The organism is Streptomyces sp. NPDC006283 (assembly GCF_040613325.1).
Lineage (GTDB): Bacteria > Actinomycetota > Actinomycetes > Streptomycetales > Streptomycetaceae > Streptomyces.
Window position 1 is genome coordinate 36,538 of sequence record NZ_JBEXRZ010000017.1, and the last position, 24,775, is coordinate 61,312.

26 protein-coding genes and 1 tRNA gene are annotated in these 24,775 nt (G+C 69.6%); 10 read left to right on the forward strand and 17 right to left on the reverse strand.

The window, feature by feature from the left end; genetic code table 11:
- Nucleotides 1-59 precede the first annotated feature (59 nt).
- From ABZ070_RS06325 to ABZ070_RS06335, 3 genes are all read left to right on the forward strand, one after another.
- Nucleotides 60-500: an HNH endonuclease signature motif containing protein gene (locus ABZ070_RS06325; RefSeq protein ID WP_356630528.1), complete on the forward strand. Its 441-nt coding sequence runs from the start codon at nucleotides 60-62 to the stop codon at nucleotides 498-500.
- Entirely contained in the window at nucleotides 497-1,162 is a 666-nt protein-coding gene (locus ABZ070_RS06330) for an HNH endonuclease signature motif containing protein (protein ID WP_356630530.1), read from the forward strand. The genes ABZ070_RS06325 and ABZ070_RS06330 overlap by 4 nt, the downstream gene beginning before the upstream one ends.
- A 53-nt stretch (nucleotides 1,163-1,215) precedes the next feature.
- A tRNA-Leu gene (locus ABZ070_RS06335) sits at nucleotides 1,216-1,287 on the forward strand.
- A 58-nt stretch (nucleotides 1,288-1,345) separates the two neighbouring features.
- Here the strand turns inward: ABZ070_RS06335 and rdgB are convergent.
- From rdgB to ABZ070_RS06355, 4 genes are all read right to left on the reverse strand, one after another.
- Nucleotides 1,346-1,948, reverse strand: coding sequence for an RdgB/HAM1 family non-canonical purine NTP pyrophosphatase (gene rdgB, locus ABZ070_RS06340; RefSeq protein ID WP_356630532.1), 603 nt, complete (start codon nucleotides 1,946-1,948; stop codon nucleotides 1,346-1,348).
- A gap of 8 nt (nucleotides 1,949-1,956) precedes the next feature.
- Complete coding sequence (locus tag ABZ070_RS06345; RefSeq protein ID WP_356630534.1) at nucleotides 1,957-2,343, reverse strand: hypothetical protein; 387 nt, start codon at nucleotides 2,341-2,343, stop codon at nucleotides 1,957-1,959.
- A gap of 170 nt (nucleotides 2,344-2,513) precedes the next feature.
- Nucleotides 2,514-3,236: a ribonuclease PH gene (gene rph, locus ABZ070_RS06350; protein ID WP_356630536.1), complete on the reverse strand. Its 723-nt coding sequence runs from the start codon at nucleotides 3,234-3,236 to the stop codon at nucleotides 2,514-2,516.
- Between the two features lie 107 nt (nucleotides 3,237-3,343).
- Nucleotides 3,344-3,622: a PTS glucose/sucrose transporter subunit IIB gene (locus ABZ070_RS06355; protein ID WP_356630538.1), complete on the reverse strand. Its 279-nt coding sequence runs from the start codon at nucleotides 3,620-3,622 to the stop codon at nucleotides 3,344-3,346.
- A 195-nt stretch (nucleotides 3,623-3,817) separates the two neighbouring features.
- Here ABZ070_RS06355 and ABZ070_RS06360 point away from each other — a divergent pair, with 195 nt between their 5' ends.
- Nucleotides 3,818-5,074 carry a PTS transporter subunit EIIC gene (locus ABZ070_RS06360; RefSeq protein WP_356630540.1) on the forward strand — a complete coding sequence of 419 codons (1,257 nt, stop codon included), beginning with the start codon at nucleotides 3,818-3,820 and terminating at the stop codon, nucleotides 5,072-5,074.
- Nucleotides 5,075-5,324: 250 nt separating this feature from the next.
- Nucleotides 5,325-6,593: a PTS transporter subunit EIIC gene (locus ABZ070_RS06365; protein ID WP_356630542.1), complete on the forward strand. Its 1,269-nt coding sequence runs from the start codon at nucleotides 5,325-5,327 to the stop codon at nucleotides 6,591-6,593.
- 107 nt (nucleotides 6,594-6,700) lie between these two features.
- Here the strand turns inward: ABZ070_RS06365 and ABZ070_RS06370 are convergent, their stop codons facing one another.
- The 8 genes from ABZ070_RS06370 to clpS form a co-directional block, all read right to left on the reverse strand.
- Nucleotides 6,701-7,453 carry an MBL fold metallo-hydrolase gene (locus ABZ070_RS06370; protein WP_356630544.1) on the reverse strand — a complete coding sequence of 251 codons (753 nt, stop codon included), beginning with the start codon at nucleotides 7,451-7,453 and terminating at the stop codon, nucleotides 6,701-6,703.
- A gap of 216 nt (nucleotides 7,454-7,669) precedes the next feature.
- Complete coding sequence (locus ABZ070_RS06375; protein WP_356630546.1) at nucleotides 7,670-8,620, reverse strand: cysteine synthase; 951 nt, start codon at nucleotides 8,618-8,620, stop codon at nucleotides 7,670-7,672.
- Nucleotides 8,621-8,626: 6 nt separating this feature from the next.
- Nucleotides 8,627-8,905 carry a MoaD/ThiS family protein gene (locus ABZ070_RS06380; protein WP_356630548.1) on the reverse strand — a complete coding sequence of 93 codons (279 nt, stop codon included), beginning with the start codon at nucleotides 8,903-8,905 and terminating at the stop codon, nucleotides 8,627-8,629.
- A 91-nt stretch (nucleotides 8,906-8,996) separates the two neighbouring features.
- Nucleotides 8,997-9,113: a putative leader peptide gene (locus tag ABZ070_RS06385; protein WP_356630550.1), complete on the reverse strand. Its 117-nt coding sequence runs from the start codon at nucleotides 9,111-9,113 to the stop codon at nucleotides 8,997-8,999.
- A gap of 225 nt (nucleotides 9,114-9,338) precedes the next feature.
- Nucleotides 9,339-9,761 (reverse strand): M67 family metallopeptidase, encoded by a 423-nt coding sequence (locus ABZ070_RS06390; protein ID WP_356630552.1) that lies wholly within the window; start codon nucleotides 9,759-9,761, stop codon nucleotides 9,339-9,341.
- A gap of 102 nt (nucleotides 9,762-9,863) precedes the next feature.
- Nucleotides 9,864-11,312 (reverse strand): amino acid permease, encoded by a 1,449-nt coding sequence (locus ABZ070_RS06395; protein ID WP_356630554.1) that lies wholly within the window; start codon nucleotides 11,310-11,312, stop codon nucleotides 9,864-9,866.
- A 328-nt stretch (nucleotides 11,313-11,640) separates the two neighbouring features.
- Complete coding sequence (locus ABZ070_RS06400; RefSeq protein WP_356630556.1) at nucleotides 11,641-12,234, reverse strand: DUF2017 domain-containing protein; 594 nt, start codon at nucleotides 12,232-12,234, stop codon at nucleotides 11,641-11,643.
- Entirely contained in the window at nucleotides 12,234-12,545 is a 312-nt protein-coding gene (gene clpS, locus ABZ070_RS06405) for an ATP-dependent Clp protease adapter ClpS (protein ID WP_356630558.1), read from the reverse strand. The genes ABZ070_RS06400 and clpS overlap by 1 nt, the downstream gene beginning before the upstream one ends.
- A gap of 106 nt (nucleotides 12,546-12,651) precedes the next feature.
- On the opposite strand from clpS, the gene ABZ070_RS06410 reads away from it, so the two are divergent.
- On the forward strand, nucleotides 12,652-13,980 hold the full coding sequence (locus ABZ070_RS06410; RefSeq protein WP_356630560.1) for a nicotinate phosphoribosyltransferase: 1,329 nt from the start codon (nucleotides 12,652-12,654) through the stop codon (nucleotides 13,978-13,980).
- Between the two features lie 197 nt (nucleotides 13,981-14,177).
- A complete protein-coding gene (locus tag ABZ070_RS06415; RefSeq protein WP_356630562.1) occupies nucleotides 14,178-14,762 on the forward strand; it encodes an isochorismatase family protein in 585 nt (194 codons plus the stop codon).
- On the opposite strand, the gene ABZ070_RS06420 is transcribed toward ABZ070_RS06415, so the two are convergent.
- Complete coding sequence (locus ABZ070_RS06420; RefSeq protein ID WP_356630564.1) at nucleotides 14,763-15,071, reverse strand: hypothetical protein; 309 nt, start codon at nucleotides 15,069-15,071, stop codon at nucleotides 14,763-14,765.
- Between the two features lie 122 nt (nucleotides 15,072-15,193).
- Nucleotides 15,194-17,611 (reverse strand): immune inhibitor A domain-containing protein, encoded by a 2,418-nt coding sequence (locus ABZ070_RS06425; RefSeq protein ID WP_356630566.1) that lies wholly within the window; start codon nucleotides 17,609-17,611, stop codon nucleotides 15,194-15,196.
- Nucleotides 17,612-17,991: 380 nt separating this feature from the next.
- Here ABZ070_RS06425 and ABZ070_RS06430 point away from each other — a divergent pair, with 380 nt between their 5' ends.
- Nucleotides 17,992-18,300, forward strand: coding sequence for a hypothetical protein (locus ABZ070_RS06430; protein ID WP_356630568.1), 309 nt, complete (start codon nucleotides 17,992-17,994; stop codon nucleotides 18,298-18,300).
- On the opposite strand, the gene ABZ070_RS06435 is transcribed toward ABZ070_RS06430, so the two are convergent.
- Together ABZ070_RS06435 and ABZ070_RS06440 are read right to left on the reverse strand one after the other, a co-directional pair.
- Nucleotides 18,289-19,098 carry an RDD family protein gene (locus tag ABZ070_RS06435; protein ID WP_356630570.1) on the reverse strand — a complete coding sequence of 270 codons (810 nt, stop codon included), beginning with the start codon at nucleotides 19,096-19,098 and terminating at the stop codon, nucleotides 18,289-18,291. The two genes, ABZ070_RS06430 and ABZ070_RS06435, sit on opposite strands and share 12 nt — an antisense overlap.
- Before the next feature lie 98 nt (nucleotides 19,099-19,196).
- Entirely contained in the window at nucleotides 19,197-20,780 is a 1,584-nt protein-coding gene (locus ABZ070_RS06440) for an RDD family protein (RefSeq protein ID WP_356630572.1), read from the reverse strand.
- 223 nt (nucleotides 20,781-21,003) lie between these two features.
- Here ABZ070_RS06440 and ABZ070_RS06445 point away from each other — a divergent pair, with 223 nt between their 5' ends.
- Complete coding sequence (locus tag ABZ070_RS06445) at nucleotides 21,004-21,474, forward strand: SsgA family sporulation/cell division regulator (protein WP_356630574.1); 471 nt, start codon at nucleotides 21,004-21,006, stop codon at nucleotides 21,472-21,474.
- Nucleotides 21,475-21,524: 50 nt separating this feature from the next.
- Here ABZ070_RS06445 and ABZ070_RS06450 read toward each other — a convergent pair whose 3' ends face one another.
- Nucleotides 21,525-22,892: an FAD-linked oxidase C-terminal domain-containing protein gene (locus ABZ070_RS06450; protein WP_356630576.1), complete on the reverse strand. Its 1,368-nt coding sequence runs from the start codon at nucleotides 22,890-22,892 to the stop codon at nucleotides 21,525-21,527.
- Between the two features lie 109 nt (nucleotides 22,893-23,001).
- Between ABZ070_RS06450 and ABZ070_RS06455 the strand changes: the two genes are divergently transcribed.
- Entirely contained in the window at nucleotides 23,002-24,642 is a 1,641-nt protein-coding gene (locus ABZ070_RS06455) for a tetratricopeptide repeat protein (protein WP_356630578.1), read from the forward strand.
- The last annotated feature ends 133 nt before the right edge of the window (nucleotides 24,643-24,775 follow it).

Genomic DNA, 24,775 nt, shown 5'->3' on the forward strand with positions numbered 1-24,775 from the left:
GATAAACGGTTCGTTACTCCGTACGAGACCGCGAACCCGCGGCCGGGACGGAGGGGGCGATGGCAAGGAGTCCGTACACACGGGAGCGGCTGGCCGAAGCGGCGACGTCGTCGCGGACGCTGAGCGAGGCACTGGTGAAACTGCGGGTGGATCCGAAGAGCCCGACGAGGCGCGGGAGAACGAGGAACCGCCGGACCCCGCAGACGCTTCTGGTGGCACAGGAGCCCGGAACTGCCCGCCGCGTTCCCAGCGAACGGCTGAAGCAAGCCATGGCCGCACTCGGAGTCCGGGAACGCTGCGCAGGCTGCGGCACCGAGCCGCTCTGGCGTGGCCGGCCCCTGCCCCTTGAGGTGGACCACGTGGACGGAAACTGGCGGAACAATCGCCCGGACAATCTGCGCCTGCTGTGCCCGAACTGTCACTCGTCAACCGACACATATCGCGGCAGGTCGAAGGGGCGGCGCAACGTCGCCTCACGAGAGGCGGGAGCGGAGGCATGAGCGAGACTCGCCGCTACACGCGTGAGTTGCTCGCGAAGGCCGCTGACCAGTGCGCCGACATCGACGAAGTGATCGCCTTCCTGGGCACACAGCCGTACCAGAATCTGCGGCGCCATCTGCTCAGGCGTTTCGAGCACTACGGCATTGACGTTTCGCACTTCCCCCGACCGCGCCGTGGGCCTCACGGGGCCAAACAACCCCCCGGCCCCGACGAGTTGCGTGCCGCGATCTCGCAGTCGGTCTCCGTCGCCGGGGCGCTGCGTGCCCTGCAACGCCCCGACAACACCAGACTGCGTGCGCTCTTTCGCCGCTTGACAGACGAGTACGGGATCGACACCTCGCACTTCCTGGGGCAGGCACACCAGAAAGGCAAACCCGGCCCGGCGGCAAGGACGGCCGCAGAGGTCCTGGTGAAGCACAGCGGCAGGCGTCGTACGAAGACCGCTTGTCTCCGTCGTGCGCTGAGCGAAGCAGGCGTACCCGAGCGTTGCAACGAGTGCGGGACCGGTCCGGAGTGGCTCGGTCGACCCATGACGCTGGAGGTCGACCATGTCAACGGTGATTGGAGCGACGACCGGCCTGAGAACCTGCGGCTGTTGTGCCCCAACTGCCACGCGATCACCAGCACATGGTGCCGAGGCGGCAAGCGACGGGACCCATAATCCGAGCCCGCTCACCGACGCCGTCCCGGACCAGTAAAGTGGACGCGGTGCACGCGTCCGTACGCCAAGGGCGAGCGGCGATCTTTAGGTGGTCGTGTTTGTCGGTTCGAATCCGACCGGGCGCACAAAGCCGACGGCTCGGCCCGCGAATCCCGCGAGCCGAGCCGTTGCCCTGCACCGACGTCAGCCCAGCAGTTCCTTCACCACCGGCACCAGCGCCCGGAACGCCTTCCCCCGGTGGCTGATCGCGTTCTTCTCCTCCGGTGTGAGCTCCGCGCAGGTACGGGTCTCGCCCTCCGGCTGGAGGATCGGGTCGTAGCCGAAGCCGTTCGTGCCGTGCGGGGTGCGGCGGAGGGTGCCGAGGAGGCGGCCTTCCACGACGCGTTCCGTGCCGTCCGGGAGGGCGAGGGCCGCCGCGCAGGCGAAGTGGGCGGCGCGGTGGGGGGTGTCGATGTCCAAGAGCTGGGCCAGCAGCAGGTCGAGGTTGGCCTTGTCGTCGCCGTGGCGGCCGGACCACCTCGCGGAGAAGATGCCGGGCGCGCCGCCGAGGACGTCGACGCAGAGGCCGGAGTCGTCGGCGACGGCGGGCAGGCCGGTGGCCTTGGCGAGGGCGTGGGCCTTGAGGAGGGCGTTCTCGGCGAAGGTGACGCCGGTTTCCTTGACGTCGGGGATCTCCGGGTAGGCGTCCGCGCCGACGAGGTCATGGGTGAGCCCTGCGTCGGCGAGGATCGCCTTGAGTTCGGTGATCTTTCCGGCGTTGCGGGTGGCGAGGATCAGTCGGGTCATGCCCTTGATTATCCGGGCGTGCAGACCTTGCCGATTTCGGTGGCGGCGTCGGTGACCGGCTTGATGTCGGGGGTGGTGTCGCCGCTTTCGATGGCCTTGCGGACGGATTCGACGCCGGCGCCGAGGTCGTCGACGGCCTTGCTGAGGTCGGCGTTGTCGGTCTTGTCGCCGAGGTTCTTCAGTTCGCGGTCGATGGCGTCGAGCGATTCCTTGGCCTGTGTCAGGTCCTCGGTGCCGGTGGCGACGGCGTCCTGGAGGTTGCCGACGCTGGTGGCTATCGAGTCGGCGGTCTCGACGCATTCGAGTGCCTTGTCGAGGGCGCCGCAGCCGACGGCCGCGGGCAGGATCAGGGCAGCGGTGGCGATGGTGAGTGCGATGCGGCGGCGCGCAGTCATTCGGTACGGTCCTCCCCGGATACGGACGGGCGCACGGTTCGGCCCGTGCGCCCGTATCAGTGACGACGCCCGCTGAGGGCTTCTTGGTTGCTTCTTTACCCGAGGGCTTTCCCGTGGGCCTTCCCGCGGGCCTTCCCGGGGGCTTCGCCCGACGGCATCACCCGCGGGCTTTACCCGAGGGCTTCGACCTGGAGGGCGGCGAGGTCGGCGCAGCCGCCGGTGGCGAGGTCGAGGAGGGCGTTGAGCTCCTTGCGGTCGAAGGGTTCGGCCTCCGCGGTGCCCTGGACCTCGACGAAGCGGCCGTCGCCGGTGCAGACGACGTTCATGTCGGTCTCCGCGCGGACGTCCTCTTCGTAGCAGAGGTCGAGAAGCGGTGTGCCGTCGACGATGCCGACGCTGACGGCGGCGACAGTGCCGGTGAGGGGCTTGCGGCCGGCCTTGATCAGCTTCTTGCCCTGGGCCCAGGTGACGGCGTCGGCGAGGGCGACGTAGGCGCCGGTGATGGCGGCGGTGCGGGTGCCGCCGTCGGCCTGGAGGACGTCGCAGTCGAGCACGATGGTGTTCTCGCCGAGGGCTTTGTAGTCGATCACGGCGCGCAGGGAGCGGCCGATGAGCCGGCTGATCTCGTGGGTGCGGCCGCCGATCTTGCCGCGTACGGATTCGCGGTCGCCGCGGGTGTTGGTGGAGCGGGGCAGCATCGAGTACTCGGAGGTGACCCAGCCTTCGCCGCTGCCCTTGCGCCAGCGGGGGACGCCTTCGGTGAAGGAGGCGGTGCAGAAGACCTTGGTGTCTCCGAAGGAGATGAGGACGGAGCCCTCGGCGTGCTTGCTCCATCCGCGTTCGATGGTGACCGGGCGGAGCTGTTCGGGGGTGCGGCCGTCGATTCGAGACATGGTTCCGAGCCTATCGGCACATGGGTGAGGGGCCTGTTCCGGTCGGTCGGAATCAGGCCCCTCGGGGCGCGACGGCCGGCAGGGTGGCCGGCGGCTTGCCGTTCAGTTCACATCATGTCTTCGATGTCGGCGGCGATGGGGTCGGCGTCGGTGCCGATGACGACCTGGATCGCGGTGCCCATCTTGACGACGCCGTGGGCGCCGGCGGCCTTGAGGGCGGCTTCGTCGACGAGGCTGGGGTCGGAGACCTCGGTACGGAGGCGGGTGATGCAGCCCTCGATCTCCTCGATGTTGTCGATGCCGCCGAGCCCGGCGACGATCTTCTCAGCCTTGCTGGCCATGTCTTTCTCCCTGCGTTCGGAGCGTTGAGCGCTGTCGCGGCCCACCGTCTCGGCCCACCGTAGGTCTGGTTTGTCACGGTAACGCACGGTTGGCCCATCTTCACGGGCGAGTAACCGTCTTGTACCTAAAGATGACGATCACCGGTGCCGCGTCTCGCGACCGGCCTCCGGGGACCGTATCGCAACTGGTCTACACCAGTCTGCAGCACCTGCCAAACCAGGCCTGTTCCGGGAGGACCGATGAGCGCCGAGAGCGCGGCCCCGCCGCGGAAGAAGTGGTGGAACGGACTCTTCCAGGGCCTCCAGAAGATCGGCCGCAGCCTCCAGCTGCCGGTCGCCGTCCTTCCCGCGGCCGGCCTGCTGGTCAGCCTCGGCAACCTCTTCGGCGCCACGCTGGACGGTCCGTTCTGGGACAGGACCTCGGAGGTCCTGATCAAGGGCGGCGGCGGCATCCTCGACGGCAGCCTCGGCCTTCCCCTGCTCTTCTGCATCGGCGTCGCGATCGGCTTCGCGAAGAAGGCCGACGGTTCCACGGCCCTCGCCGCGGTCGCCGGGTTCCTCGTCTACTACAACGTCCTCAAGGCCTTCCCGGTCGACGGCACGGTGACGGAGGCGATGCCGGACGGCACTCCGCAGAACCCGGGGGTGCTCGGCGGCATCATGATCGGTCTGCTGACGGCCGTGATCTGGCAGCGCTACCACCGCACCAGGCTGGTCGACTGGCTGGGCTTCTTCAACGGCCGCCGGCTGGTCCCGATCATCATGGCGTTCCTCTGCTGTGTTCTGGGTGTGCTGTTCGGCCTGCTGTGGGACCCGATCGGCGACGCGCTGACCGCCTTCTCGAAGCGGCTGATCGACCTGGGCGCGTGGGGCGCGGGCATCTTCGGCCTCGCCAACAGGCTGCTGATCCCGATCGGCATGCACCAGTTCCTGAACACGTTCTTCTGGTTCCAGGCGGGCGAGTACAACGACGACGGCACGATCGTGCAGGGCGACCTGACGCGCTTCTTCGCGGGCGACCCGGACGCCGGGCTGTTCATGTCGGGCTTCTTCCCGATCATGATGTTCGGTCTCCCGGCCGCCGCCCTGGCCATCACCCACTGCGCCCGCCCCGAGCACCGCAAGCGGGTTGCCGGACTCATGTTCTCGGTCGCCCTGACGTCGTTCGTCACCGGAGTGACCGAGCCTCTCGAATTCTCCTTCATGTTCGTGGCGCCGCTGCTCTACGGGCTGCACGCCGTGCTCACGGGCGCGTCGATGGCGATCACCTGGGCCCTTGGCGTGCATGCGGGCTTCAGCTTCTCGGCGGGGCTGATCGACTACGTCGTCAACTGGCACCTGGACACGAAGCCGTGGCTGATCCTGCCGATCGGCGCCTGTTTCGCGGTGGTCTACTACGTGGTCTTCAGGGCAGCGATCACTTTGTTCAACATTCCTACACCTGGCCGCGAGCCGGAGGAGATCCAGCAGGACATGGAGCGCGAGGCGACGAAGTAGGCGCCCCGACCTGGGAGGCAGAGGCCTTGGAGCCCGTGCGGGCCCGGAGGCCTTTGCCTGCATTGACCTGATTGTTATGCGGCCCCGGAAATTCGCAGGTTCCTTATCCAACCCCACCGTGCTACAACAGGTCTACACCACTCAATGGTGTAGACCATGCGGTCCAGACCACGGCCGCATTTCCCCTTTGAGTCGCCGCCCTCCCCCGTTGTCTGTCCTCTGGCGGCGCCTTGCCCACTGGAGGATGTTGATGACCACGGCCAGCGCCGCCCCCGGCGCGGACAAGAAGAAGATGGGCGCGGGTGCGATGGCTGTCATGCAGCGCATCGGCCGCAGCCTGATGCTGCCCGTCGCCGTGCTGCCCGCCGCCGCGCTGCTGGTGCGCTTCGGCCAGCCCGACATGCTCGGCAAGGAGTCGTTCCCGGAGTTCATCACCAAGATCGCCGGTTACATGGCGGCCGGTGGCGGCGCTCTGCTCGACAACATGCCGCTGCTCTTCGCCGTCGGCATCGCGATCGGCTTCGCCAAGAAGTCGGACGGCTCCACCGCGCTCGCCGCGGTGACCGGATACCTGGTCTTCAAGAACGTCCTGGCCCAGTTCACGGACAGCAACCTGCCGAAGGTCGCCGCCGTCGCCGACGGCAAGATCGTCATGAACGAGGCCCCGGTCAACGCCGGTGTGCTCGGCGGTGTGGTCATGGGCGTCGTCGTGGCCCTGCTCTACCAGCGCTTCTACCGCACCAAGCTGCCCGACTGGGCAGGCTTCTTCGGCGGCCGCCGGCTCGTCCCGATCCTCTCGGCCTTCGCGGGCCTGGTCATCGGCATCCTCTTCGGCCTGATCTGGCCCTGGCTCGGCACCGGTCTGCACAACCTGGGTGAATGGCTGGTCGGCTCCGGCGCGGTGGGCGCGGGCATCTTCGGTGTCGCCAACCGTGCGCTGATTCCGGTCGGCATGCATCACCTGCTGAACTCCTTCCCGTGGTTCCAGGCCGGCACCTACGAGGGCAAGAGCGGCGACATAGCCCGCTTCCTCGCCGGCGACCCCTCGGCCGGACAGTTCATGACCGGCTTCTTCCCGATCATGATGTTCGCGCTGCCCGCCGCGTGCCTCGCGATCGTCCACTGCGCCCGCCCCGAGCGCCGCAAGGTCGTCGGCGGCATGATGTTCTCGCTCGCGCTCACCTCGTTCGTCACCGGTGTCACCGAGCCGATCGAGTTCACGTTCATGTTCATCGCGCCGGTGCTGTACGCGGTCCACGCGGTGCTGACCGGTGTCTCCATGGCTCTGACCTGGGCTCTCGGCATGAAGGACGGCTTCGGCTTCTCGGCCGGCGCGGTCGACTTCTTCCTGAACCTGGGTATTGCGTCGAACCCGTGGGGCCTCGCGCTCGTCGGTCTGTGCTTCGCGGCGGTCTACTACGTGGTGTTCCGCTTCGCGATCACCAAGTTCAACCTGCCGACTCCGGGCCGCGAGTCCGACGAGGAGCTCGCCGAACTGCAGAAGGCCGAGGCGAAGTAAGCCGTACGGCCCGCTGGAACGCCGAAGCCCCCGTCCTGTGCTCCACAGGGCGGGGGCTTCGGCGTTCGTCCGCGGCGGGGGGGACTCGACGTTCGTCCGCGGCGCGGTCAGATCTCGAAGACCGCGCCCGGGTGGGCGACCTCCGTCGGACCGCCGTACACGGCCTTGGCGTCCGCCAGGGTCCGCGCGGGGTCCGTCCACGGCGGGATGTGGGTGAGGACCAGCCGGCCCGCGTTCGCGCGCTGCGCGTACGCGCCTGCCTCGCGGCCGTTGAGGTGGAGGTCCGGGATGTCCTCCTTGCCGTGGGTGAAGGACGCCTCGCACAGGAACAGGTCCGCGCCGCGAGCGAGATCGTCGAGCCCGTCGCACACGCCGGTGTCGCCGGAGTACGTCAGCGTCTTGCCGCCGTGCTCCAGCCGGATGCCGTACGCCTCCACGGGGTGCGCCAACTTCTCCGTGCGTACGGAGAAGGGGCCGATCTCGAAGTGTCCCGACTTCAGCGTGTGGAAGTCGAACACCTCGCTCATGGAGGAGGCGGAGGGGGTGTCGGCGTAGGCCGTGGTCAGCCGCTGTTCCGTGCCCTCGGGGCCGTGGACCGGGATCGGGGCGCAGCGGCCGCCGTCGTGGCGGTAGTAGCGGGCGACGAAGTACCCGCACATGTCGATGCAGTGGTCCGCGTGGAGGTGGCTGAGGAAGATGGCGTCGAGGTCGTAGAGACCGCAGTGGCGCTGCAGCTCGCCGAGGGCTCCGTTGCCCATGTCGAGGAGCAGCCGGAAGCCGTCGGCCTCTACGAGGTAGCTCGAGCAGGCCGATTCCGCGGACGGGAACGACCCGGAGCAGCCGACGACGGTGAGCTTCATGGAGCTGGAACCTCCGTTGACGGGGAGGGCTGGCGGAATGTCGTGCGGTCCGTCGAGCGTAAGGCGCGAAAGGGCTGGTCGCTCCTCAGCCGCCCCGTGTTGTGGGTAACGTCACCCCCCGTCCCGGGGCCGGGACGAGGGGTGACATCGGGTGGTTCGTATGAAGTTGCGGCCGGTCCGCCGTGGAGGGGTACCCGGCCCGCAGATGCGGCGCGGCTAGGCCCAGAGCTGGCCCTGCAGTGTCTCGATGGCCGCTTCCGTGGTCTCTGCCGTGTAGACGCCCGTCGACAGGTACTTCCAGCCGCCGTCGGCCACCACGAAGACGATGTCCGCCGATTCCCCGGCCTTGACGGCCTTCTTCCCCACGCCGATCGCGGCGTGGAGGGCCGCGCCCGAGGAGACGCCCGCGAAGATGCCCTCCTGCTGGAGGAGTTCGCGGGTGCGGGTGACGGCGTCGGCGGAGCCGACCGAGAAGCGGCTGGTGAGGACCGAGGCGTCGTACAGCTCGGGGACGAAGCCCTCGTCGAGGTTGCGCAGGCCGTAGACGAGGTCGTCGTAGCGGGGCTCGGCGGCGACGATCTTGATGTCCGGCTTCTGCTCGCGCAGGTAGCGGCCGACGCCCATGAGCGTGCCGGTCGTGCCGAGTCCCGCCACGAAGTGGGTGATGGAGGGGAGGTCGGCGAGGATTTCGGGGCCGGTGGTGGCGTAGTGCGCGCCCGCGTTGTCGGGGTTGCCGTACTGGTAGAGCATCACCCAGGACGGGTTCTGCTCCGCGAGTTCCTTGGCCACGCGTACGGCCGTGTTGGAGCCGCCGGCCGCGGGGGACGAGATGATCTCGGCTCCCCACATCTTGAGCAGGTCCCTGCGCTCCTGCGACGTGTTCTCCGGCATGACGCAGACGATGCGGTAGCCCTTGAGCTTGGCCGCCATCGCCAGCGAGATGCCGGTGTTGCCGCTGGTGGGCTCGAGGATGGTGCAGCCCGGGGTGAGGCGGCCGTCCTTCTCCGCCTGCTCGACCATGTGGAGCGCGGGACGGTCCTTGATCGAGCCGGTGGGGTTGCGGTCCTCGAGCTTGGCCCAGACGCGGACGTCGTCGGAGGGGGACAGCCGCGGGAGCCGGACCAGGGGCGTGTTGCCGACGGCCGCGAGCGGGGAGTCGTATCGCATCAGCGATCAGACCATGCCGCCGGCGACGGCCGGCAGGATCGTGACGTTGTCGCCGTCGGCGAGCTTGGTGGAGATGCCGTCCAGGAAGCGGACGTCCTCGTCGTTCAGGTAGACGTTGACGAAGCGGCGCAGCTGGTCGCCGTCGACGATGCGCTCCTGGATGCCGTTGTGGCGGGACTCGAGGTCGGCGAAGAGCTCGGCGAGGGTGTCCCCGTTGCCTTCGACGGCCTTGGCGCCGTCGGTGTAGGGGCGGAGGATGGTCGGGATGCGGACCTCGATGGCCATGGCGTGGGCTCCTGTTGTGGAAGGTGGCGTAGGGGCGCGCGGCTGTGGCCCCCGCGCGAGGGGGTGGTGCTGGCTGAGGTGCGCTGGGCCGTCAGGCCGCGGCGCGGGCCGTACACATCGCGCTGGCGAGGCGGCACAGGTCGACGTGCAGCCGCGCCACGAGCAGCAGGGTGCTCGGCGTCTTGTCGCTCACGTCATGGGGAACCATGCGGTCATCGTATCGATTCCCGGTCCGGATCCCGGAGTGTGATCTCGCATCCTGGACGTCGACGGCTCACCATTCGGGCAGGGGTCGGACAGGCGATGGCCCGAGCGCCGGTGGAACGGTGTACGGCGACCCCGTTTTCGCGGACGTCGGCGGGCGGCTGCGACGTCGGGACGCCGGCCGGGGCGACGGGGCGACGGCGATCCGGACGCCCCTCAGCGGCTGGTCCTAGTACGCCTCGACGACCTGCACGTCCTCTTCGGTGATCTCGCCGTCCACGATGCGGAACGAGCGGAACTGGAAGGGGCCCGCGCCGTCGGTGTCCGCCGTGGAGACGAGGACGTAGTGGGCGCCGGGCTCGTTGGCGTAGCTGATGTCGGTGCGGGAGGGGTAGGCCTCGGTCGCGGTGTGCGAGTGGTAGATGATCACCGGCTCTTCGTCGCGGTCGTCGAGCTCGCGGTAGAGCTTGAGCAGGTCCCCGGAGTCGAACTCGTAGAAGGTGGGCGAGCGAGCGGCGTTCAGCATGGGGATGAAGCGCTCCGGGCGGCCGGAGCCCTCCGGTCCGGCGACGACGCCGCAGGCCTCGTCGGGGTGGTCCTCGCGGGCGTGGGCGACGATCTGGTCGAAGAGGGCCTGGGTGATGGTCAGCATGAGCGACAGGATAGGCAGATGGCCTCCGGACACGAGATCCGGAGGCCATCTGTTGAGACGGGTATCGGCCGACGCCGAGACGGGTGCCGGCCGACGCCGTGATCAGTGGGACGTGTTGGCGTACTCGCGCGGTGCGCGGTCGGCGATCTGCGGGTTCTTCCGCTTCAGCACCTGCCAGCCGACGGCCAGGCCCAGGGCCCAGACGGCTGCCACGTAGAGCGAGATCCGGCCTGCCTCGTCGAGCGCGACCATGGCGGTCACTCCGACCAGGAAGAGCAGGGCGACCCAGCTGAAGAGCGCGCCGCCGGGGGCGGGGAAGGACGAGGCGCGCAGTCGTCCGGCGTCCACGGCCGAGCGGTAGCGGATGTGGCTGACGAGGATCATCATCCAGGTCCAGATGCCGGCGGCCGTGGCCACGGACACGACGTATCCGAACGCCTTCTCCGGGACGACGTAGTTGAGGACCACGCCGATGCCCATGAGGGCGACGGAGACGGCGATGCCGACGGCCGGGGTGCGGCGGGCGTTGAGCTTGCCGAGCGCCTTGGGGGCTTCGCCGTTGGCGGCGAGGTCGCGCAGCATGCGGCCGGTGGAGTACATGCCGGAGTTGCAGGACGACAGGGCCGCGGTGAGCACCACGAAGTTGACGATGCCGGCGGCGAGCGGGATGCCGATCTTCTCGAAGGCGTGGACGAAGGGGCTCACGCCTTCGGAGAACTCGGTCCACTTCACGACGGAGAGGATCACGACCAGGGCGCCGACGTAGAAGATGATGATGCGCCAGGGCAGCGTGTTGATCGCCTTGGGAAGGGTCTTCTCCGGGTTCTCGGACTCGCCCGCGGTGACGCCGACGAGCTCGACGGCGAGGTAGGCGAACATGACGCCCTGGAGGGTCATCAGGCTGGAACCGATGCCGTTGGGGAAGATCCCGTTGTAGGACCAGAGGTTGGTGACCGAGGCGGTGTCACCGGCGTCGGAGAAGCCGAGGGTGAGGACGCCGAGACCGATCACGATCATGCCGATGATCGCGGTGACCTTGATCATCGAGAACCAGAACTCGACCTCACCGAAGATCTTCACCGAGATCAGGTTGACGCCGAAGAGCACGACCAGGAAGACCAGGGCGCTGACCCACTGCGGGATCTCGGGGAACCAGAAGTGGATGTAGATGGCGGCGGCGGTCAGCTCGGCCATGCCGGTGACGATCCACATCAGCCAGTACGTCCAGCCGGTGACGTACCCGAAGAACGGGCCGAGGAACTCCCGGGCGTACTCGGCGAAGGAGCCGGAGACGGGCCGGTAGAGGAGCAGCTCGCCGAGCGCTCGCATGATGAAGAAGATGACGACACCCGCGAGGGCGTACATCAGGATGATGCTGGGTCCGGCCTTGGCGATGTTCGCCCCGGCGCCCATGAACAGGCCCACGCCAATGGCTCCGCCGATGGCGATCATCTGGACCTGGCGGCTCCCGAGTCCACGCTCGTAGCCCTCTTGCGAAGTGTTGCCACCGGCCTCGTCGCCGGTGTGCTTGTCGACCTGCACCGAGGTCATGGTGATGCGCCTTTCTCCATGCCGATCCGCGCCCGCTGCGTCGCGCGGCTGCGGATCAGATCGTGATCCCCCCGGATGTGGATGGAGTGCCACCGGCGGTCTGCCGGCTGTAGCGCACTCGGGAAACAGGGGTGGCGTCCCCGAGCGATCGTGAAGATGTATCACGGCCCCAGCAGTGATCCACTGCGGCGAAAGTGGCCCACGTCACAGGTAGAAGCGGACAAAGAACACGCGGAGTGAGGAACGGGGAGGCCCCATTGACGGGATCGTTATCCGGATTTGAGCATCCGCTGAGCGAACGAGGCGACAGGTGCCCCATGCACCGATCTCAGGGCATCAGGGTCTCGACGAGCGTCTCCTGGAGCGCGCCCAGCCAGAGGTAGGCCATGACCATCGGCTTGCGCGGGTCGGAGTCGGGAAGGCGGTACAGGTCCTCGTTCTGGTCCTCGTCGCTGACATCGAGGCGAGTGCCTATGGTCAGCCGCAGGTCGTTGAGCGCGCCGAGCCAGTGCCGGCAGTCCTCAAGGCCCAGCTCCAGTACGGCGCCGCCGTCACCGTCCCGCGCGAGGGAGTCGAGGGACCGTACGACCGCGAGGGCGTCCTCGCGCTTCTTCGTGCGCAGGTCGGTCTCGGTGTAGCGCCTGAAGTCGGAGGAGGCGGCGCGCAGTTCCTCGTCCGGCGGCCCTGCCTCCGGGTCGGTGTAGGCGTCCGGGAACAGGCGCGCGAGCGCCGGATCCGTGGGCGGCTCGCTCGGACCCTCCGCGAACAGGGCGGCCAGCGGGTCCTCCCCCCGCGCCGGTTCGTCGCCGGGCCCGATGAGCTCCAGCAGCTGGACGGTCAGGGAGCGCAGGATCGAGATCTCGACCTCGTCCAGGCGGGCGGCGGCCCCGCCGCCGGTCAGCGGCTCGAAGTGAGAGCTCATCAGCCGCGGTCCTGGGTGAGCGTGGCCCACAGTCCGTATCCGTGCATCGCCTGCACGTCACGCTCCATCTCCTCGCGGCTGCCGCTGGAGACGACAGCGCGTCCCTTGTGATGGACGTCGAGCATCAGCTTGTGCGCCTTGTCCTTGGAGTAGCCGAAGTAGGCCTGGAAGACGTAGGTGACGTAGCTCATCAGGTTGACCGGGTCGTTGTGCACCAGCGTCACCCAGGGCACGTCCGGCTCGGGGATGGCGTGCGTCTCCTCGGCCGACTCCGGTCGTTCGATCTCTACGGGCACAGTCACTCCACCCATGCTGCCACCCGAGGGCCCTCGTCGCACAAACGGCCCCGCCGCCTTGCGGCAACCTTCCGCCACGACATCTCGTCAGAGTGACGAAATGTGCGCTAGCATCGCAGTCATGAACACAGCAGACCTTGGGCTGCCGGTGGACGTGCCGTCGACCGCGCTCTTCACCGACCAGTACGAGTTCACGATGCTGCAGGCGGCGCTGAAGGCCGGCACGGCCGAACGGCACTGTGTCTTCGAGGTCTTCACCCGCCGCCTGCCGGAGGGCCGCCGCTACGGCGTGGTGGCGGGAACCGGCCGCGTCCTGGACGCCGTGGAGAACTTCCGCTTCGAGGCGGGCGTCCTCGGCTTCCTCAGGGAGCGGCGCATCGTCGACGAGACCACGCTCAAATGGCTGGCCGACTACCGCTTCAGCGGCGACATCTGGGGCTACCCGGAGGGCGAGGTGTACTTCCCCGGTTCCCCGATCATCCGCGTCGAGGGCTCCTTCGCCGAATGCGTGCTCCTCGAGACCGTGATCCTCTCGATCCTCAACCACGACTCGGCCATCGCCGCCGCGGCCTCACGGATGTCGACGGCCGCGGGCGGTCGCAGGCTCATCGAGATGGGCGCGCGCCGCACGCACGAGCTGTCGGCGGTCGCCGCCGCGCGCGCCGCGTACGTGGGCGGCTTCGACTCCACCTCCGACCTCGCGGCCGGCTTCCGTTACGCCATCCCGACCGTCGGCACCAGCGCGCACGCCTTCACCCTGCTGCACGACAGCGAGCGCGGTGCCTTCCAGGCGCAGGTCGCCTCGCTCGGGCGGGGCACCACGCTGCTCGTCGACACCTACGACGTCGCGGAGGCCGTCCGTACGGCCGTCGACATCGCCGGGCCCGAGCTCGGAGCCGTCCGCATCGACTCCGGTGACCTGCTGCTCGTCGCGCACCGGGTGCGCCAGCAGCTGGACGAGCTGGGCGCGGTCGACACCAAGATCGTCGTCACCTCGGACCTCGACGAGTACGCGATCGCCTCGCTGGCCGCCGCACCGGTCGACGCGTACGGCGTCGGCACCCAGCTGGTCACCGGCAGCGGGCACCCCACCTGCTCGATGGTCTACAAGCTCGTCGCGCGCGCCCAGTCCGCGGGTCCCGCGGCGCCGCTCCAGGCGGTGGCCAAGAAGTCGCTGGGCGGCAAACTGTCGGTCGGTGGCCGCAAGTGGGCCGCGCGCCGCCTGGACGTGGACGGAGTCGCGGAGGCCGAGGTCATCGGGGTCGGCGAGGTACCGGCGGAGCTCGCCGAGCGCCAGCTGCTCGTGGAGCTGGTGAAGGGCGGCGAGGTCGTCGCCCGCGAGCCGCTGGACGCGGCACGTGAACGGCACATCGCGGCACGGGCCAAGCTGCCGTTGTCCGCGGTCCAGCTCTCGCGGGGCGAGCAGGTGATCCCGACCGAGTACGTATGAACGGCGGGCGAATGGGCACGCGGTCCGCACCCACCGTGACGAGCGTGCCACGCCCCCTCCCGCGCGACGTGACAAGTGGCTACGCTCGGTAGTTCACGCCCGGCGTGCGAGCGGCAGTGCGCACCGGGCGTGCGAGCCGCTCGTCCCACTCCGCCACCTCCCCCGCCGACCTCCCTCCCCACCGAAGGACATCCGCCATGCACCGCGCGTTGATCGTCGTGGACGTTCAGAATGACTTCTGCGAAGGCGGCAGCCTCGCGGTGGCGGGAGGTGCCGACGTCGCAGCCGCCATCACCGACCTGGTCGGTCAGGCCCAGCCGGGCTACCGCTACGTGGTCGCCACCCGCGACCACCACATCGAGCCGGGCGCCCACTTCTCCGACAACCCCGACTTCGTCGACTCCTGGCCGCGGCACTGCGTCGCCGGCACGGAAGGCGTCGGCTTCCACCCCAATTTCGCGCCGGCCGTCGCGTCGGGCGCGATCTCGGCGGTCTTCGACAAGGGCGCGTACGCGGCGGCGTACAGCGGCTTCGAGGGCACCGACGAGAACGGCTCGACGCTGGCGGAGTGGCTGCACGCGCGCGAGGTCACCGAGGTCGACGTGGTCGGCATCGCCACCGACCACTGCGTCCGCGCCACCGCACTCGACGCGGCACGAGAGGGCTTCACGACACAGGTCCTGCTGGACCTGACGGCGGGGGTCGCCGAGGCGACGACGACGCGGGCGCTGGAGCAGCTGCGGGAAGCGGGCGTGGAGCTGACCGGCAAGCCGGTGGTCTGACTATGCCGGGCGGCGGAGGAGGGCTCGGGCCGGGTGCCAGAGTTCTGCTGTCGTGTTCCGGTCCGGACGCCACAGCAGGCCGTCCGGATGGTGCAGCACCGCCGTGATCTCGTCCGGTGTCGGCGGCTCCGCGTTGCCCCGCAGATACACCGCTCTGAACCCGAGGTTGCGCAGTCGCGTCAGTGCTCTCGCGCGGTTCGGTGCGTGGACCAGGAAGCGGACCGTTCCCTCGCCGCCGACCGGGTTCGGCAGGCTGAGCGCGACGACCACGCTGCCGTTCGGCAGCTTGCAGAAACCTCCGCCGGGCATGCGGAACCACTCCCCCGTGAGCTCACTGTCAATAAGGACTTCGTCAGACGCACCTAAACACGATCGGCCGCCGCCCGCTAGAGGGCGACGGCCGATCACGCTTTGACCTGCGATGTTGTCGATTACTTGGTCGACGGACCAACCTTGATGGTGATCGTCTCGCCGTTGCGCGGCTCCTTGACGATCGCGATCTTGGTGTTGGTGTCAGTTACCTTGACGCTGCCCGTCGGGTTCTCTGCGTACCAGTAGACGCCCTTGCGGTCGTCGAAGACCGGGTTCCCGCGCTGCGAGGCGATCCACTGCGGCTTGTCCGCGTTGTGCAGCCAGAAGCTGTCCGTGCGGTACGTGCTGAACGACGAGTCGAACGTCTGGATCTTGTTGCGCAGCAGCGTGCCGTCCGCCCACTTCATGGGCTTGGCGTGGGCATCGACCGGAAGGATCAGACCCTGCCCGTGGTGGGCGCTGGTGTTGTTGTCCTTCTGGGAGGTGTCCCACTGCCAGATCATCAGACCGTTCTGGTAGGGGTAGTGCTCGACCCAGCCGTCCTTGGGCGCCTTGAAGCCGAAGTTGTACGGGCCGACCTTGAGGGTCTTGTCGTACGACACGTACTGGCGGTTCTCGGCGATGTAGTACTGCTCGTACTCGAGCGTGAAGGACTCACCGATGCGGTTGAAGCCCTTCGCGGTCCAACCCTCGACCTCGCCCTCGGCGTTGTCCGAGAACACCGGTGCGCCGTCGGCCTTGATCGTGATGGCGTCGGCCGCGAAGCCCTTGCCCGCCACGCCGCCGTCCGTCTGGTAACGGAAGCGGACGTCGACCTTCTTGCCCGCGTAGGCGTCCAGCGAGTAGACGAGCTTCTTGTGACCGCCCGACGGGCCGGTCAGCGCCGGCTTGTCGCTCGCGTCACGGGTGATGGCCTTGCCGTCGGCCGTCCCGTCCACCGGCGTCCAGTTGGCGCCGCCGTCCGTCGACACCTCGGTGTAGAGGTAGTCGTAGTCGGCCTCGATGTCCCACCAGCCGTCGAGCTCCAGAGAGGCCTTCGCCTTGCCGGTGAGGTCGACGGAACGGGACAGGGTGTTCTTGAGGTCGTCGCCCATGTCGCTCCACCACTGCTTGGAGCCCTCGGAGGGCTTCACGACAGTCGTGGTGACGGGCTTCTTCGGCAGCTCGACGACGAGCGCCTGCGGCTTCTTGGTGTTGTACGCCGACACACCCAGGGTGTGGGTGGACTTCGTCGCCGCCTTCGCCGTCTCGTAGTTGAGCCAGCCCAGCTGCAGCTTGTCCCAGCCGGTCATGTCGCCCGGCAGGTCGCCGATGGAGTCCTTGCCGGTGCCCAGCCAGGAGCCGGCCGACATCAGGGTCCAGTAGCCGGTCGAGTTCTCGCCGGCGCCGGAGGTGTCGTAGTGGTCCGGCAGGCCGAGGTCGTGGCCGTACTCGTGGGCGAAGACGCCGAGGCCGCCGTTCTCGGGCTGCACGGTGTAGTCGCCGACCCAGATGCCGGTGTTGCCGATCTGGGTGCCGCCGGCCTTGTTGTTCTCCGGGCCGGACTTGCCGGCGTCGGTGCCGTAGGCGTACCAGCGGTGCGCCCACAGGGCGTTCGGGCCCTCCGCGCCGCCGCCGGCCGACTCGTCCTCACCGGCGTGGACGAACTGGAAGTGGTCGATGTAGCCGTCGGACTCGTTGAAGTTGCCGTCGGCGTCGTGGTCGTACCGGTCCCACTTGTCGTACTCGGCGAGCGTCGCCTTGATCTCGGCGTCGGTCCTGCCCTTGGCCTTCTGGTCCGCGGCCCAGGCGTTCACGCCGTCACGGACGGCGTCCCAGGCGTTGGCGCAGTTGGACTGGCCGCAGTAGTTCGAGCCGTAACGGGCCTCGTTGTAGTCGACCTTGACCCAGTCGGAGACCGTGCCGTCGACCGAGTAGCGGCCGGAAGAGGCCTTCTCGTAGTACGTCTTCAGCGACTGCTTCGGCCGGCCGTCCTTGTCCTTGCCGGTGCCGAAGTAGAGGTCCTGGAAGTGCTGCTGGTCGTAGTCCGCCTGCCAGGCGGTCGAGTTGTCCTTCGACCGGTCGGGCTCGGCGATCTTGTTGTGCAGCGGACCGGGGGTGCCGCCGTACTTCTTGACCGGCGGCTTGGGGCCTTCGGCGCCGTCCGGGTCGAACATCGTGGTGTCGTCGACCTTGTCGCCGAACTCCACGAGGATGGTGAAGATCTTGTCGGTCTTCTCCCGGGCGAGCTCGACGTACTTCTTGTCGTCGAGCTTGATCACCTTGGAGCCGCCGCGCGACTGCACGGTCGCGTCGCCGGAGATGACCTGTTCGAGAGCCGCCTGGCGCTGCTGTTCCTGCTGCTTGCTGAACGGACCCTCGAGGTCGTGCTCGACGTGGCCCTTGATGGGAGCCGGGTCGTGCCGCTCGATGCCCGCAGGGTCCGACGACTTCTGGCCGTCGGCCTGCGCACTGGTGAACGCAGACGCGGTCGCGGTGGTCGCGGCAAGGGCCACGAGCACCGCGGACGCTCTGAACGTCCGTCGCTTGCTGGTCACTTGATGGTGTCCTCCCCCGCGTTCCGTCGCCGCCGCGGACCGGTTTGTGGGGTCATCCGCGCGCGCGGTATACGCGTCTCAAGTGACGACATTCGACCGGAGTTGCGGAAGAAAAGACAGTCCTTGACTTGGACATACCAACTGCACTATGCAGGAGCACAGCTCCGCTATACGGACGATGTCGAATCGGGACAAGAGGCGCACAATTCAAGCCACTTGGCCGGTCGAATGACCCCGTGCGCCCCCCCATGCATCGGCACCGTGGGTTAGGTCACGCTTACTGCCCGTTCGACAGGGGCATCCACCGTCATAGAGTCTGTGTCAGTGCGAACTGTCCCAGAGACTCCAGACCTGCCCCTGTCCCGAGGACGGATACCGTCATGCCGCGTCCGACTGCCGCACAGCTCGCCTCCGGTTCGGCCACCGTCGTCATCTCGACGGTCGCCCTCCTGCTGCTGACCCGCACGACCAACGGCTTCGCGGTCGCCGCGATCGGAATCGCCTCTCTGGGGCTGGGAGTGCTGGTCGCTCTGGCTCTGCCCGTTCGCCGCGGCACCACGCAGGCCGAAACCGCCCGTGGGGCAACGGCCGCCTCCGCCGCCCCGGGCGGTCCCACCCACCATCTACCCGACGCCCGCGCCCACTCCGGCGCCGAGGCCAGGGTCGGCGAGCACTCGCTACGCCGCTGACACCACCACCGTCTTGCCCGCCTTGTCGTGCAGGCCCTGCCGGTACGGCTTGTCGGTGAACACGGTGATGAGAATGACCAGCCACCAGACGCAGAAGCAGCACACCAGCGCCGGCACCCACAGCACGACAGCGCGCAACAGCGAGGAGCCGGTGTCGGGCACCCTGCCGTCGTTGAGCATCGCGACACGCAGCTTCATGATCTTCTTGCCGACGGTCTGGCCGCCCATCTTCGTCATGATGGTGTCGTAACCGACGTACGCGACAAGGGAGATCAACGACCACAGCCACTGCTGGCCGGTGTTCACCTGGTCCGCGAAGTCGTCCCAGTCGTCGCCGCCGGTGGCCACGTCGAAGCCGCCGAAGAGCAGGGAGATGAGGAACAGCGGCACGAAAACAATGATCATGTCGATGAGCCGGGCCAGCACGCGCTTGCCGAAGTCGGCGAGCGGCGGCATGCCCGCGAGCGGGTCGGCTCCTCCGTACGGGCCGCCGTACGCCCCCCCGTCGTACGGCGGAGGCTGACCTCCGGCGCCACCGTACGGGCCGCCGGCACCACCCGCGCCGTACGGGCCGCCGGCACCACCCGCGCCGTACGGGCCGCCGGTGCCGCCCGAACCACCGGGCGGAGAGTCGTAAGGCGAACCGCCGCCGCGCGTCGGGCCGTCCGACGGGGGCGGGGTCGGCCCCCCGGGCTCCTGCGGTCCCTGCGGCTCCTGCGGTTCCTGCGGTTCCTGGGCCTTCTTGCGGAAGGGGTCGTCCTCGGGCGGCTGGCCGGACGGCGGCTGGTCGTTGCTCATGGGGGCAGTGCACCCTGCCCCCCACGCCCCCGCAACGGCTCGCGCGCGTTCGGGGGAACGCCTGCGCGGGAGCCGTTGCGGAAGCAGCGGAAGGAGGGTCAGCCGGTCACGAACGTGTGCGCCGCCTTGTCGTGCCAGCACTGCCGCCACGGGCGGTCGAAGAGGCACCACAGGACATTGAGCACGCCCACCACGAGCACACCGAGCACGCTGTAGAGGAGCCAGCGGCGCAGCGCGCCGCCGAACGACGGCGGCTCATGGGTCTCGATGTCCACGACCTTGAGTCCGCAGAGCTTCTTGCCGACGGTCCGGCCCCACCTGGCGGTCGGCAGCGACTCGTAGAGCAGACCGAGGACGAGCAGGGCGCCGAGGACGATGCCGATGTGGCCCGCCGTGGTGGCGTCGAGCAGCCAGACGGTCACCGTCTCGCCGGACAGCTTCGCCGCCTCGATCTTGCCGTCGATGTGGGTGCGCGCCTGGTCGAAGACCGGCACGGCGACGGCGCCGACGAGCGCGCCGAGCAGCACGGTGTCGATGAGGCGGGCGGCGAGACGCTTGCCGAGAGCAGCGGGGCGGGCCGCCGCCTGGGCCTGCGCGGCGGCCAGGAACGGGTCGTTGACCGGCGGCTTCCACGGCAGGACGGGCTCGTTGTCGTCCCCCGGGGACTGGGCGAGCTGGTGCACCTGCTGTGCCCAGGACGCAGCGCCGCCGCCGGCGCTGGTGGTGACGGGCGGCTGGGACTGGGCGGGCGCCTGCTGCTGGGGCACGGCCGACTGGGCCTGGGGTGCCTGGGCCTGAGGTGCCTGGGCCTGCTGCGCGGGCGTCGGCCGGGCCTGCGGCTGGGGCCGGGCGGTCGCACCGGCCTGCGGGGCGCGCTGGGCCGGACCCTGCTGGGCCGCGGCCCCTTCCGTGTCCGCCCCGAGCGCACGGATCGTCATCGTGCCGTCGGCCTGCGGGGCGGAGCCGCCCGGCCGCCTGGCTCGGATGGTGACGGTGTTCTCGGCGGGCTGCTGCGGTTCGGGCGTGCGGGGGCTGTCCGCGGCGGCACTCGTTCCCGCACCTGACGGGGCGGCACCGCCGGGGCGCAGCGCGCGGATGGCGACGGTGCCGTCCGTCGGCGGCTCACCGGCGGAGGCCGGGCCGCCCAGCGAGCGAACCCCGCCGGGGGCCTCGTCGTCGGCGGGCCCGCCCTGCGGACCCGCGGAGCGCATGCCGGGCAGCTTGCCCCCGGTCGGGTCCGTGGACGGTGCGTCGGACGGGGCCGCCCGGCGCGGGTCGGACGCGACCGGCCGCTCGGGTGTACGGGGATCGGTGCCGCCCCATGACACCCGGCTGTCCAGGTCGCCGCCGAAACCGGCCTGGCGCGCGACGTCTGCCTGCCAGGCGCTCGCCGGTTCGGGACGCGACGGCTCGTCGGAGGGCTCCTCGTCGAGGAAGACCGGTCCCGTCTCCTCCATGGAGGCAGTGGGCGCGGGCGGGGCGGGGGCCGCCACGGCCGGAGCCGAGGAAGCCGCCGAGTGGGGCGGCGTGGGCATCGCCTCGCCCGCCTTCGGGGCGGGCCTGCTCGTACCGGGCACCCACGCCGCACCGTTCCAGTACCGGACATATCCGGGAATGGACGGGTCCGGGTAGTAGCCGGGCGTGGGGCTGCCGTCGCCGGTTGCCGGGGTTGGGGCGCTCATCACCGTGGTCCCGTATCTCTTCGAGGCCTCAATTCAAGGCACCACATCTATCAGACCCGCGCGCACCGCTGGGCCGGTCCTGCCGTAACGGCCACTTTCCGGTCACGATGCCATCACAGAAAGTTATTACCGAAACACGCGTCATGGTGACGGCGGGAGCCTGTCTCTTCCTGTGAGGCCCGATCGGCGGGCCGCCCAGAAGGCGTACAGGAAGGAAGTGGCCATGCACACCGTGGTGGAACGTGAGCTCGAAGTGAACCTGGTGCTGTCCCCCGAGCGCAGCATCCCCGTCCCAGCCCGGATGACCTACCGGACCCAGGACCCCTACGCCGTGCACATCGTGTTCCACTTCGGCTCCGACCATCCGGTCGACTGGACGTTCGCGCGCGAGCTGCTGGTCGAAGGAGTGTTCCGGCCGGCCGGGACGGGGGACGTACGGGTCTGGCCGTCGAAGAACGGGGGCCGCGGCGTCATCCTCATGGCGTTGAGTTCACCCGATGGTGACGCCCTGCTGGAGGCGCCGTCGTCGGCGGTCTCCGCATGGCTGGAGCGGACTCTGCGGATGGTCCCCGCGGGTTCGGAGTCGGAGCGGCTCGGCATCGACGAGGCCCTGGCCGAGCTGCTCGCGCCGGCCGGCGCGGACGAGCTGCGCGCCCACGGCCCCTCCGGTGACCCGCAGGACGGCGACGTCTGATCGGCGCCGTCCATGCCGGTCGAGTGCGTACGCCCGAGGCGGCCACGGCCTCAGAAGAGCTTCCCCGGGTTGAGGATGCCGAGCGGGTCGAAGGTCTGCTTGATGCCACGCTGCAACTCGAGGCTCACCGGCCCGAGTTCGCGGGCCAGCCACTCCTTCTTCAGCACGCCGACGCCGTGTTCGCCGGTGATGGTTCCGCCCAGTTCCAGGCCGAGCGCCATGATCTCGTCGAAGGACTCGCGGGCACGGCGCGACTCGTCGGCATCGAGGTGGTCGAAGCAGACGACGGGATGGGTGTTGCCGTCGCCTGCGTGCGCGCAGACGCCGATGGTCAGGTCGTACTTCTCCGCGATGGCGGCCGTTCCCTCGATCATGGCGCCGAGTTTCGAGCGCGGTACGCAGACGTCGTCGATCATCGTCGCCGACTTGACGGTCTCCAGTGCGGTCAGCGACATCCGGCGGGCCTGGAGCAGCAGTTCGGACTCGGCAACGGTGTCGGCGGGCACCACCTCGCTCGCGCCGGCGGCCTCGCACAGCGCGCCGACGGCGGCCAGGTCGGCCGCGGGATCCGGTGTGTCGAAGGCGGCGAGGAGCAGGGCCTCCGTCGTCTCCGGGAGCCCCATGTTGGCCAGTTCGTTGACCGCGTGGACGGTGGTGCGGTCCATGATCTCGAGCAGTGAGGGGGTGTGGCCTCGCTCCATGATCGCGCAGACGGCGTCGCAGGCGGTGGCCGCGGAGGGGAACTCGGCGGCCAGCACGAGCTGCGCCGGCGGCTGCGGGCGCAGCGCCAGGACTGCCTCGACAACGATGCCAAGGCTGCCCTCGGAGCCGACGAAGAGCCGCGTCAGGTCGTAGCCGGCGACGCCCTTGGCGGTGCGCCGGCCGGTGTTCAGCAGCCGCCCGTCGGCGAGCACGACCTTCAGCCCGAGGACGTATTCCGCCGTCACGCCGTACTTGACGCAGCACAGGCCGCCGGAGGCGGTGCCGATGTTGCCGCCGATCGTGCACATCTCCCAGCTGGAGGGGTCCGGCGGGTAGTACAGGCCGTGCTCGCCCACAGCGCGGGAGAGCACGGCGTTGACGACGCCCGGTTCGACGACGGCGATCCGGTCGACCGGGCTGATCTCCAGGATCCGGTCCATCTTGGTCAGGGACAGCACGATGCAGCCGTCGGAGGCGTTGGCCGCGCCGGAAAGGCCCGTACGGGCGCCCTGCGGGACGACCGGCACGCGCAGTTCCGTTGCGGTGCGCATGACGTGCTGCACCTGCTCGACGGTGCGCGGCAGTACGACGACCGCGGGAGTGCCCGCCGCGCAGAAGCTCGCCATGTCGTTGCCGTACGACGCGGTGACGTCCGGGTCGGTGATGAGGGCTTCGGCGGGAAGGCCTGTGCGCAGCCGCTCGAGGAGATCGTTCATGATCCCCAGCCTCGCACCCGGGGCCATCGGTGTGAACCCGTATGCGTTCCGTTCCACGGGTCAGAGTGTGTTCTTCGTATTGGCTGGGTGCTGCCGCACAGTGAGCGCCATGAGGAGCAAAACCCTGAAGAACGCCGCTGTCAGCACGCTGGTCGGCGCGGCACTGGTCACCGGGGTGATCATGCTCGCGCCCGGGTGGGAGAAGAAGGAGGCCCCACCGCCCGCGGCAGGGCCCGCGGCGCGGGCGCTCGCCGCGTCCGACACCGGCGCGCCGCCCTCGCTCGCCGATCTGAACGTGCTGATCCGCGACCGGGAGAAACTCGTCCGCGGCTTTCCGGACGACGCACTGTCGTGGGCCCAACTGGGCTCCGCCTACGTCGAACGGGGGACACGGCTCGGGCGGACGGACCACTACCCGAAGGCGGAACGCGCGCTGCGACGCTCGCTGCGCGAGCTCCCGGCGTCCAAGGGCAACATCGACGCGCTGGTCGGGCTGGCCGAGCTGGCCAACGCCCGGCACGACTTCGCCGGGGCGCGCGGATACGCGGAGAGCGCCAGAAAGCAGAAGCCGAAGCGCTGGACCGTGTATCCGGCCCTGATCGACGCGTACCACGGGCTCGGCAAGTACGGCGCCGCGGGCAAGGCCATGGACAAGCTGCTGGAGCTGCACTCCGGACCGCAGGCGCAGGGGCGGGAGGTGACCGTCTACCGGAACCGGGGCTGGCGCGAGGATGCCGCGGCGCTGGCGTACGGCGCCACCGCGAACTCCCGGACCCCGACCGAGCGGGCCACGGCCCTGCACCGGGAGGGCGAACTGGCCTGGGAGCGGGGCGAGCCCGAAGACGCGGTCGGGCACTACACCGACGCGCTCAAGGCCGTGCCCGAGCACTACCCGTCGCTGGTCGGACGGGCCAGGGCCCTGGCCGCACTCGACCGCACCGACGAGGCGCTGCACGACTACGAGATCGCCCTGAAGAACCTGCCGCTGCCGGAGTACCTGCTGGAGGCAGGCGAGTTGTACGAGTCGCTGGGGCTGAACGGGGACGCCACGACCCGGTACGAGCTCCTGCGCAAGCAGGTCACCCGCGCCGGGGAGCACGGCGTCGACGGGGATCTGGTCCTGGCCCGCTACGAGGCCGACCACGGCGACCCGGCGGCCGCGGTACGCCGTATGCAGGGCGAATGGCGGCGCGGCCACCGGAGCGTGGAGGTCGCGGACACGATGGGCTGGGCGCTGTACAAGGCGGGACGGCCGGAGGACGGTCTGCCGTTCGCGAAGCTCGCCAACAACCAGGGAGTGCGCAGCGCGCTGTTCTCGTACCACCTCGGGCAGATCCAGCGCACGCTGGGCGAATACGGGGCGGCCCGGCGCAACATCGACGAGGCGCTGCGGACGAACCCGCACTTCTCTCCGCTGCTCGCGCCGCGGGCGCGCGCGGCACGGGAGTCGCTCGGCGACCCGCCGCTGGAGGGGCCTGCGGACGTGATGGGCGAGCCGTGGGACACGGAGGAGTCGGAGTCGCCGTCGGAGTCACCGTCCGCGTCGTCGTCGCCTTCGGCGCCCTCGCCTTCGCCGTCTGCTTCGTCCGGGCCGTCCGCGGCTGCGGAGAAACCGACGTGGTCGCCTGCTCCCGTTCCGTCCTCTGCACCGGCATCCGAGCCTGCGACGGGGTCCGCGGCACCGGCTGCGGCGCGACCCGCTCCGCAGGTGCGTCCGGTCCTGCCGTCGGCGCCGGCGACCGCGGGCTGACGGGCGCGGCGTCGGCGCCGGCGGCGAGCGGGCGCGGCGGGGCGGGGCGGGGGCGCTGCATAGCCGCGGGGCGCGGCATCGGCGCCGGGCGGCGGGCTTATGGGGCGCAGCGTCGGCGGCGGGCGGCGGCGGC

Bases quoted from the DNA above. Each gene is read 5' to 3' on its own strand.
- ABZ070_RS06375 (WP_356630546.1), bottom strand. From the start codon at position 8,620: ATGCGATACGACTCCCCGCTCGCGGCCGTCGGCAACACGCCCCTGGTC.
- ABZ070_RS06400 (WP_356630556.1), bottom strand. From the start codon at position 12,234: ATGAGCTCTCACTTCGAGCCGCTGACCGGCGGCGGGGCCGCCGCCCGC.
- ABZ070_RS06345 (WP_356630534.1), bottom strand. From the start codon at position 2,343: ATGACTGCGCGCCGCCGCATCGCACTCACCATCGCCACCGCTGCCCTG.
- ABZ070_RS06385 (WP_356630550.1), bottom strand. From the start codon at position 9,113: ATGGTTCCCCATGACGTGAGCGACAAGACGCCGAGCACCCTGCTGCTC.
- rdgB (WP_356630532.1), bottom strand. From the start codon at position 1,948: ATGACCCGACTGATCCTCGCCACCCGCAACGCCGGAAAGATCACCGAA.
- ABZ070_RS06330 (WP_356630530.1), top strand. From the start codon at position 497: ATGAGCGAGACTCGCCGCTACACGCGTGAGTTGCTCGCGAAGGCCGCT.
- ABZ070_RS06455 (WP_356630578.1), top strand. From the start codon at position 23,002: ATGAGGAGCAAAACCCTGAAGAACGCCGCTGTCAGCACGCTGGTCGGC.
- ABZ070_RS06410 (WP_356630560.1), top strand. From the start codon at position 12,652: ATGAACACAGCAGACCTTGGGCTGCCGGTGGACGTGCCGTCGACCGCG.
- ABZ070_RS06450 (WP_356630576.1), bottom strand. From the start codon at position 22,892: ATGAACGATCTCCTCGAGCGGCTGCGCACAGGCCTTCCCGCCGAAGCC.
- ABZ070_RS06390 (WP_356630552.1), bottom strand. From the start codon at position 9,761: ATGCTGACCATCACCCAGGCCCTCTTCGACCAGATCGTCGCCCACGCC.
- ABZ070_RS06445 (WP_356630574.1), top strand. From the start codon at position 21,004: ATGCACACCGTGGTGGAACGTGAGCTCGAAGTGAACCTGGTGCTGTCC.
- ABZ070_RS06360 (WP_356630540.1), top strand. From the start codon at position 3,818: ATGAGCGCCGAGAGCGCGGCCCCGCCGCGGAAGAAGTGGTGGAACGGA.
- ABZ070_RS06415 (WP_356630562.1), top strand. From the start codon at position 14,178: ATGCACCGCGCGTTGATCGTCGTGGACGTTCAGAATGACTTCTGCGAA.
- ABZ070_RS06440 (WP_356630572.1), bottom strand. From the start codon at position 20,780: ATGAGCGCCCCAACCCCGGCAACCGGCGACGGCAGCCCCACGCCCGGC.
- ABZ070_RS06325 (WP_356630528.1), top strand. From the start codon at position 60: ATGGCAAGGAGTCCGTACACACGGGAGCGGCTGGCCGAAGCGGCGACG.
- ABZ070_RS06395 (WP_356630554.1), bottom strand. From the start codon at position 11,312: ATGACCTCGGTGCAGGTCGACAAGCACACCGGCGACGAGGCCGGTGGC.
- rph (WP_356630536.1), bottom strand. From the start codon at position 3,236: ATGTCTCGAATCGACGGCCGCACCCCCGAACAGCTCCGCCCGGTCACC.
- ABZ070_RS06435 (WP_356630570.1), bottom strand. From the start codon at position 19,098: ATGAGCAACGACCAGCCGCCGTCCGGCCAGCCGCCCGAGGACGACCCC.
- ABZ070_RS06380 (WP_356630548.1), bottom strand. From the start codon at position 8,905: ATGGCCATCGAGGTCCGCATCCCGACCATCCTCCGCCCCTACACCGAC.
- ABZ070_RS06370 (WP_356630544.1), bottom strand. From the start codon at position 7,453: ATGAAGCTCACCGTCGTCGGCTGCTCCGGGTCGTTCCCGTCCGCGGAA.
- ABZ070_RS06365 (WP_356630542.1), top strand. From the start codon at position 5,325: ATGACCACGGCCAGCGCCGCCCCCGGCGCGGACAAGAAGAAGATGGGC.
- ABZ070_RS06430 (WP_356630568.1), top strand. From the start codon at position 17,992: ATGCCGCGTCCGACTGCCGCACAGCTCGCCTCCGGTTCGGCCACCGTC.
- ABZ070_RS06420 (WP_356630564.1), bottom strand. From the start codon at position 15,071: ATGCCCGGCGGAGGTTTCTGCAAGCTGCCGAACGGCAGCGTGGTCGTC.
- clpS (WP_356630558.1), bottom strand. From the start codon at position 12,545: ATGGGTGGAGTGACTGTGCCCGTAGAGATCGAACGACCGGAGTCGGCC.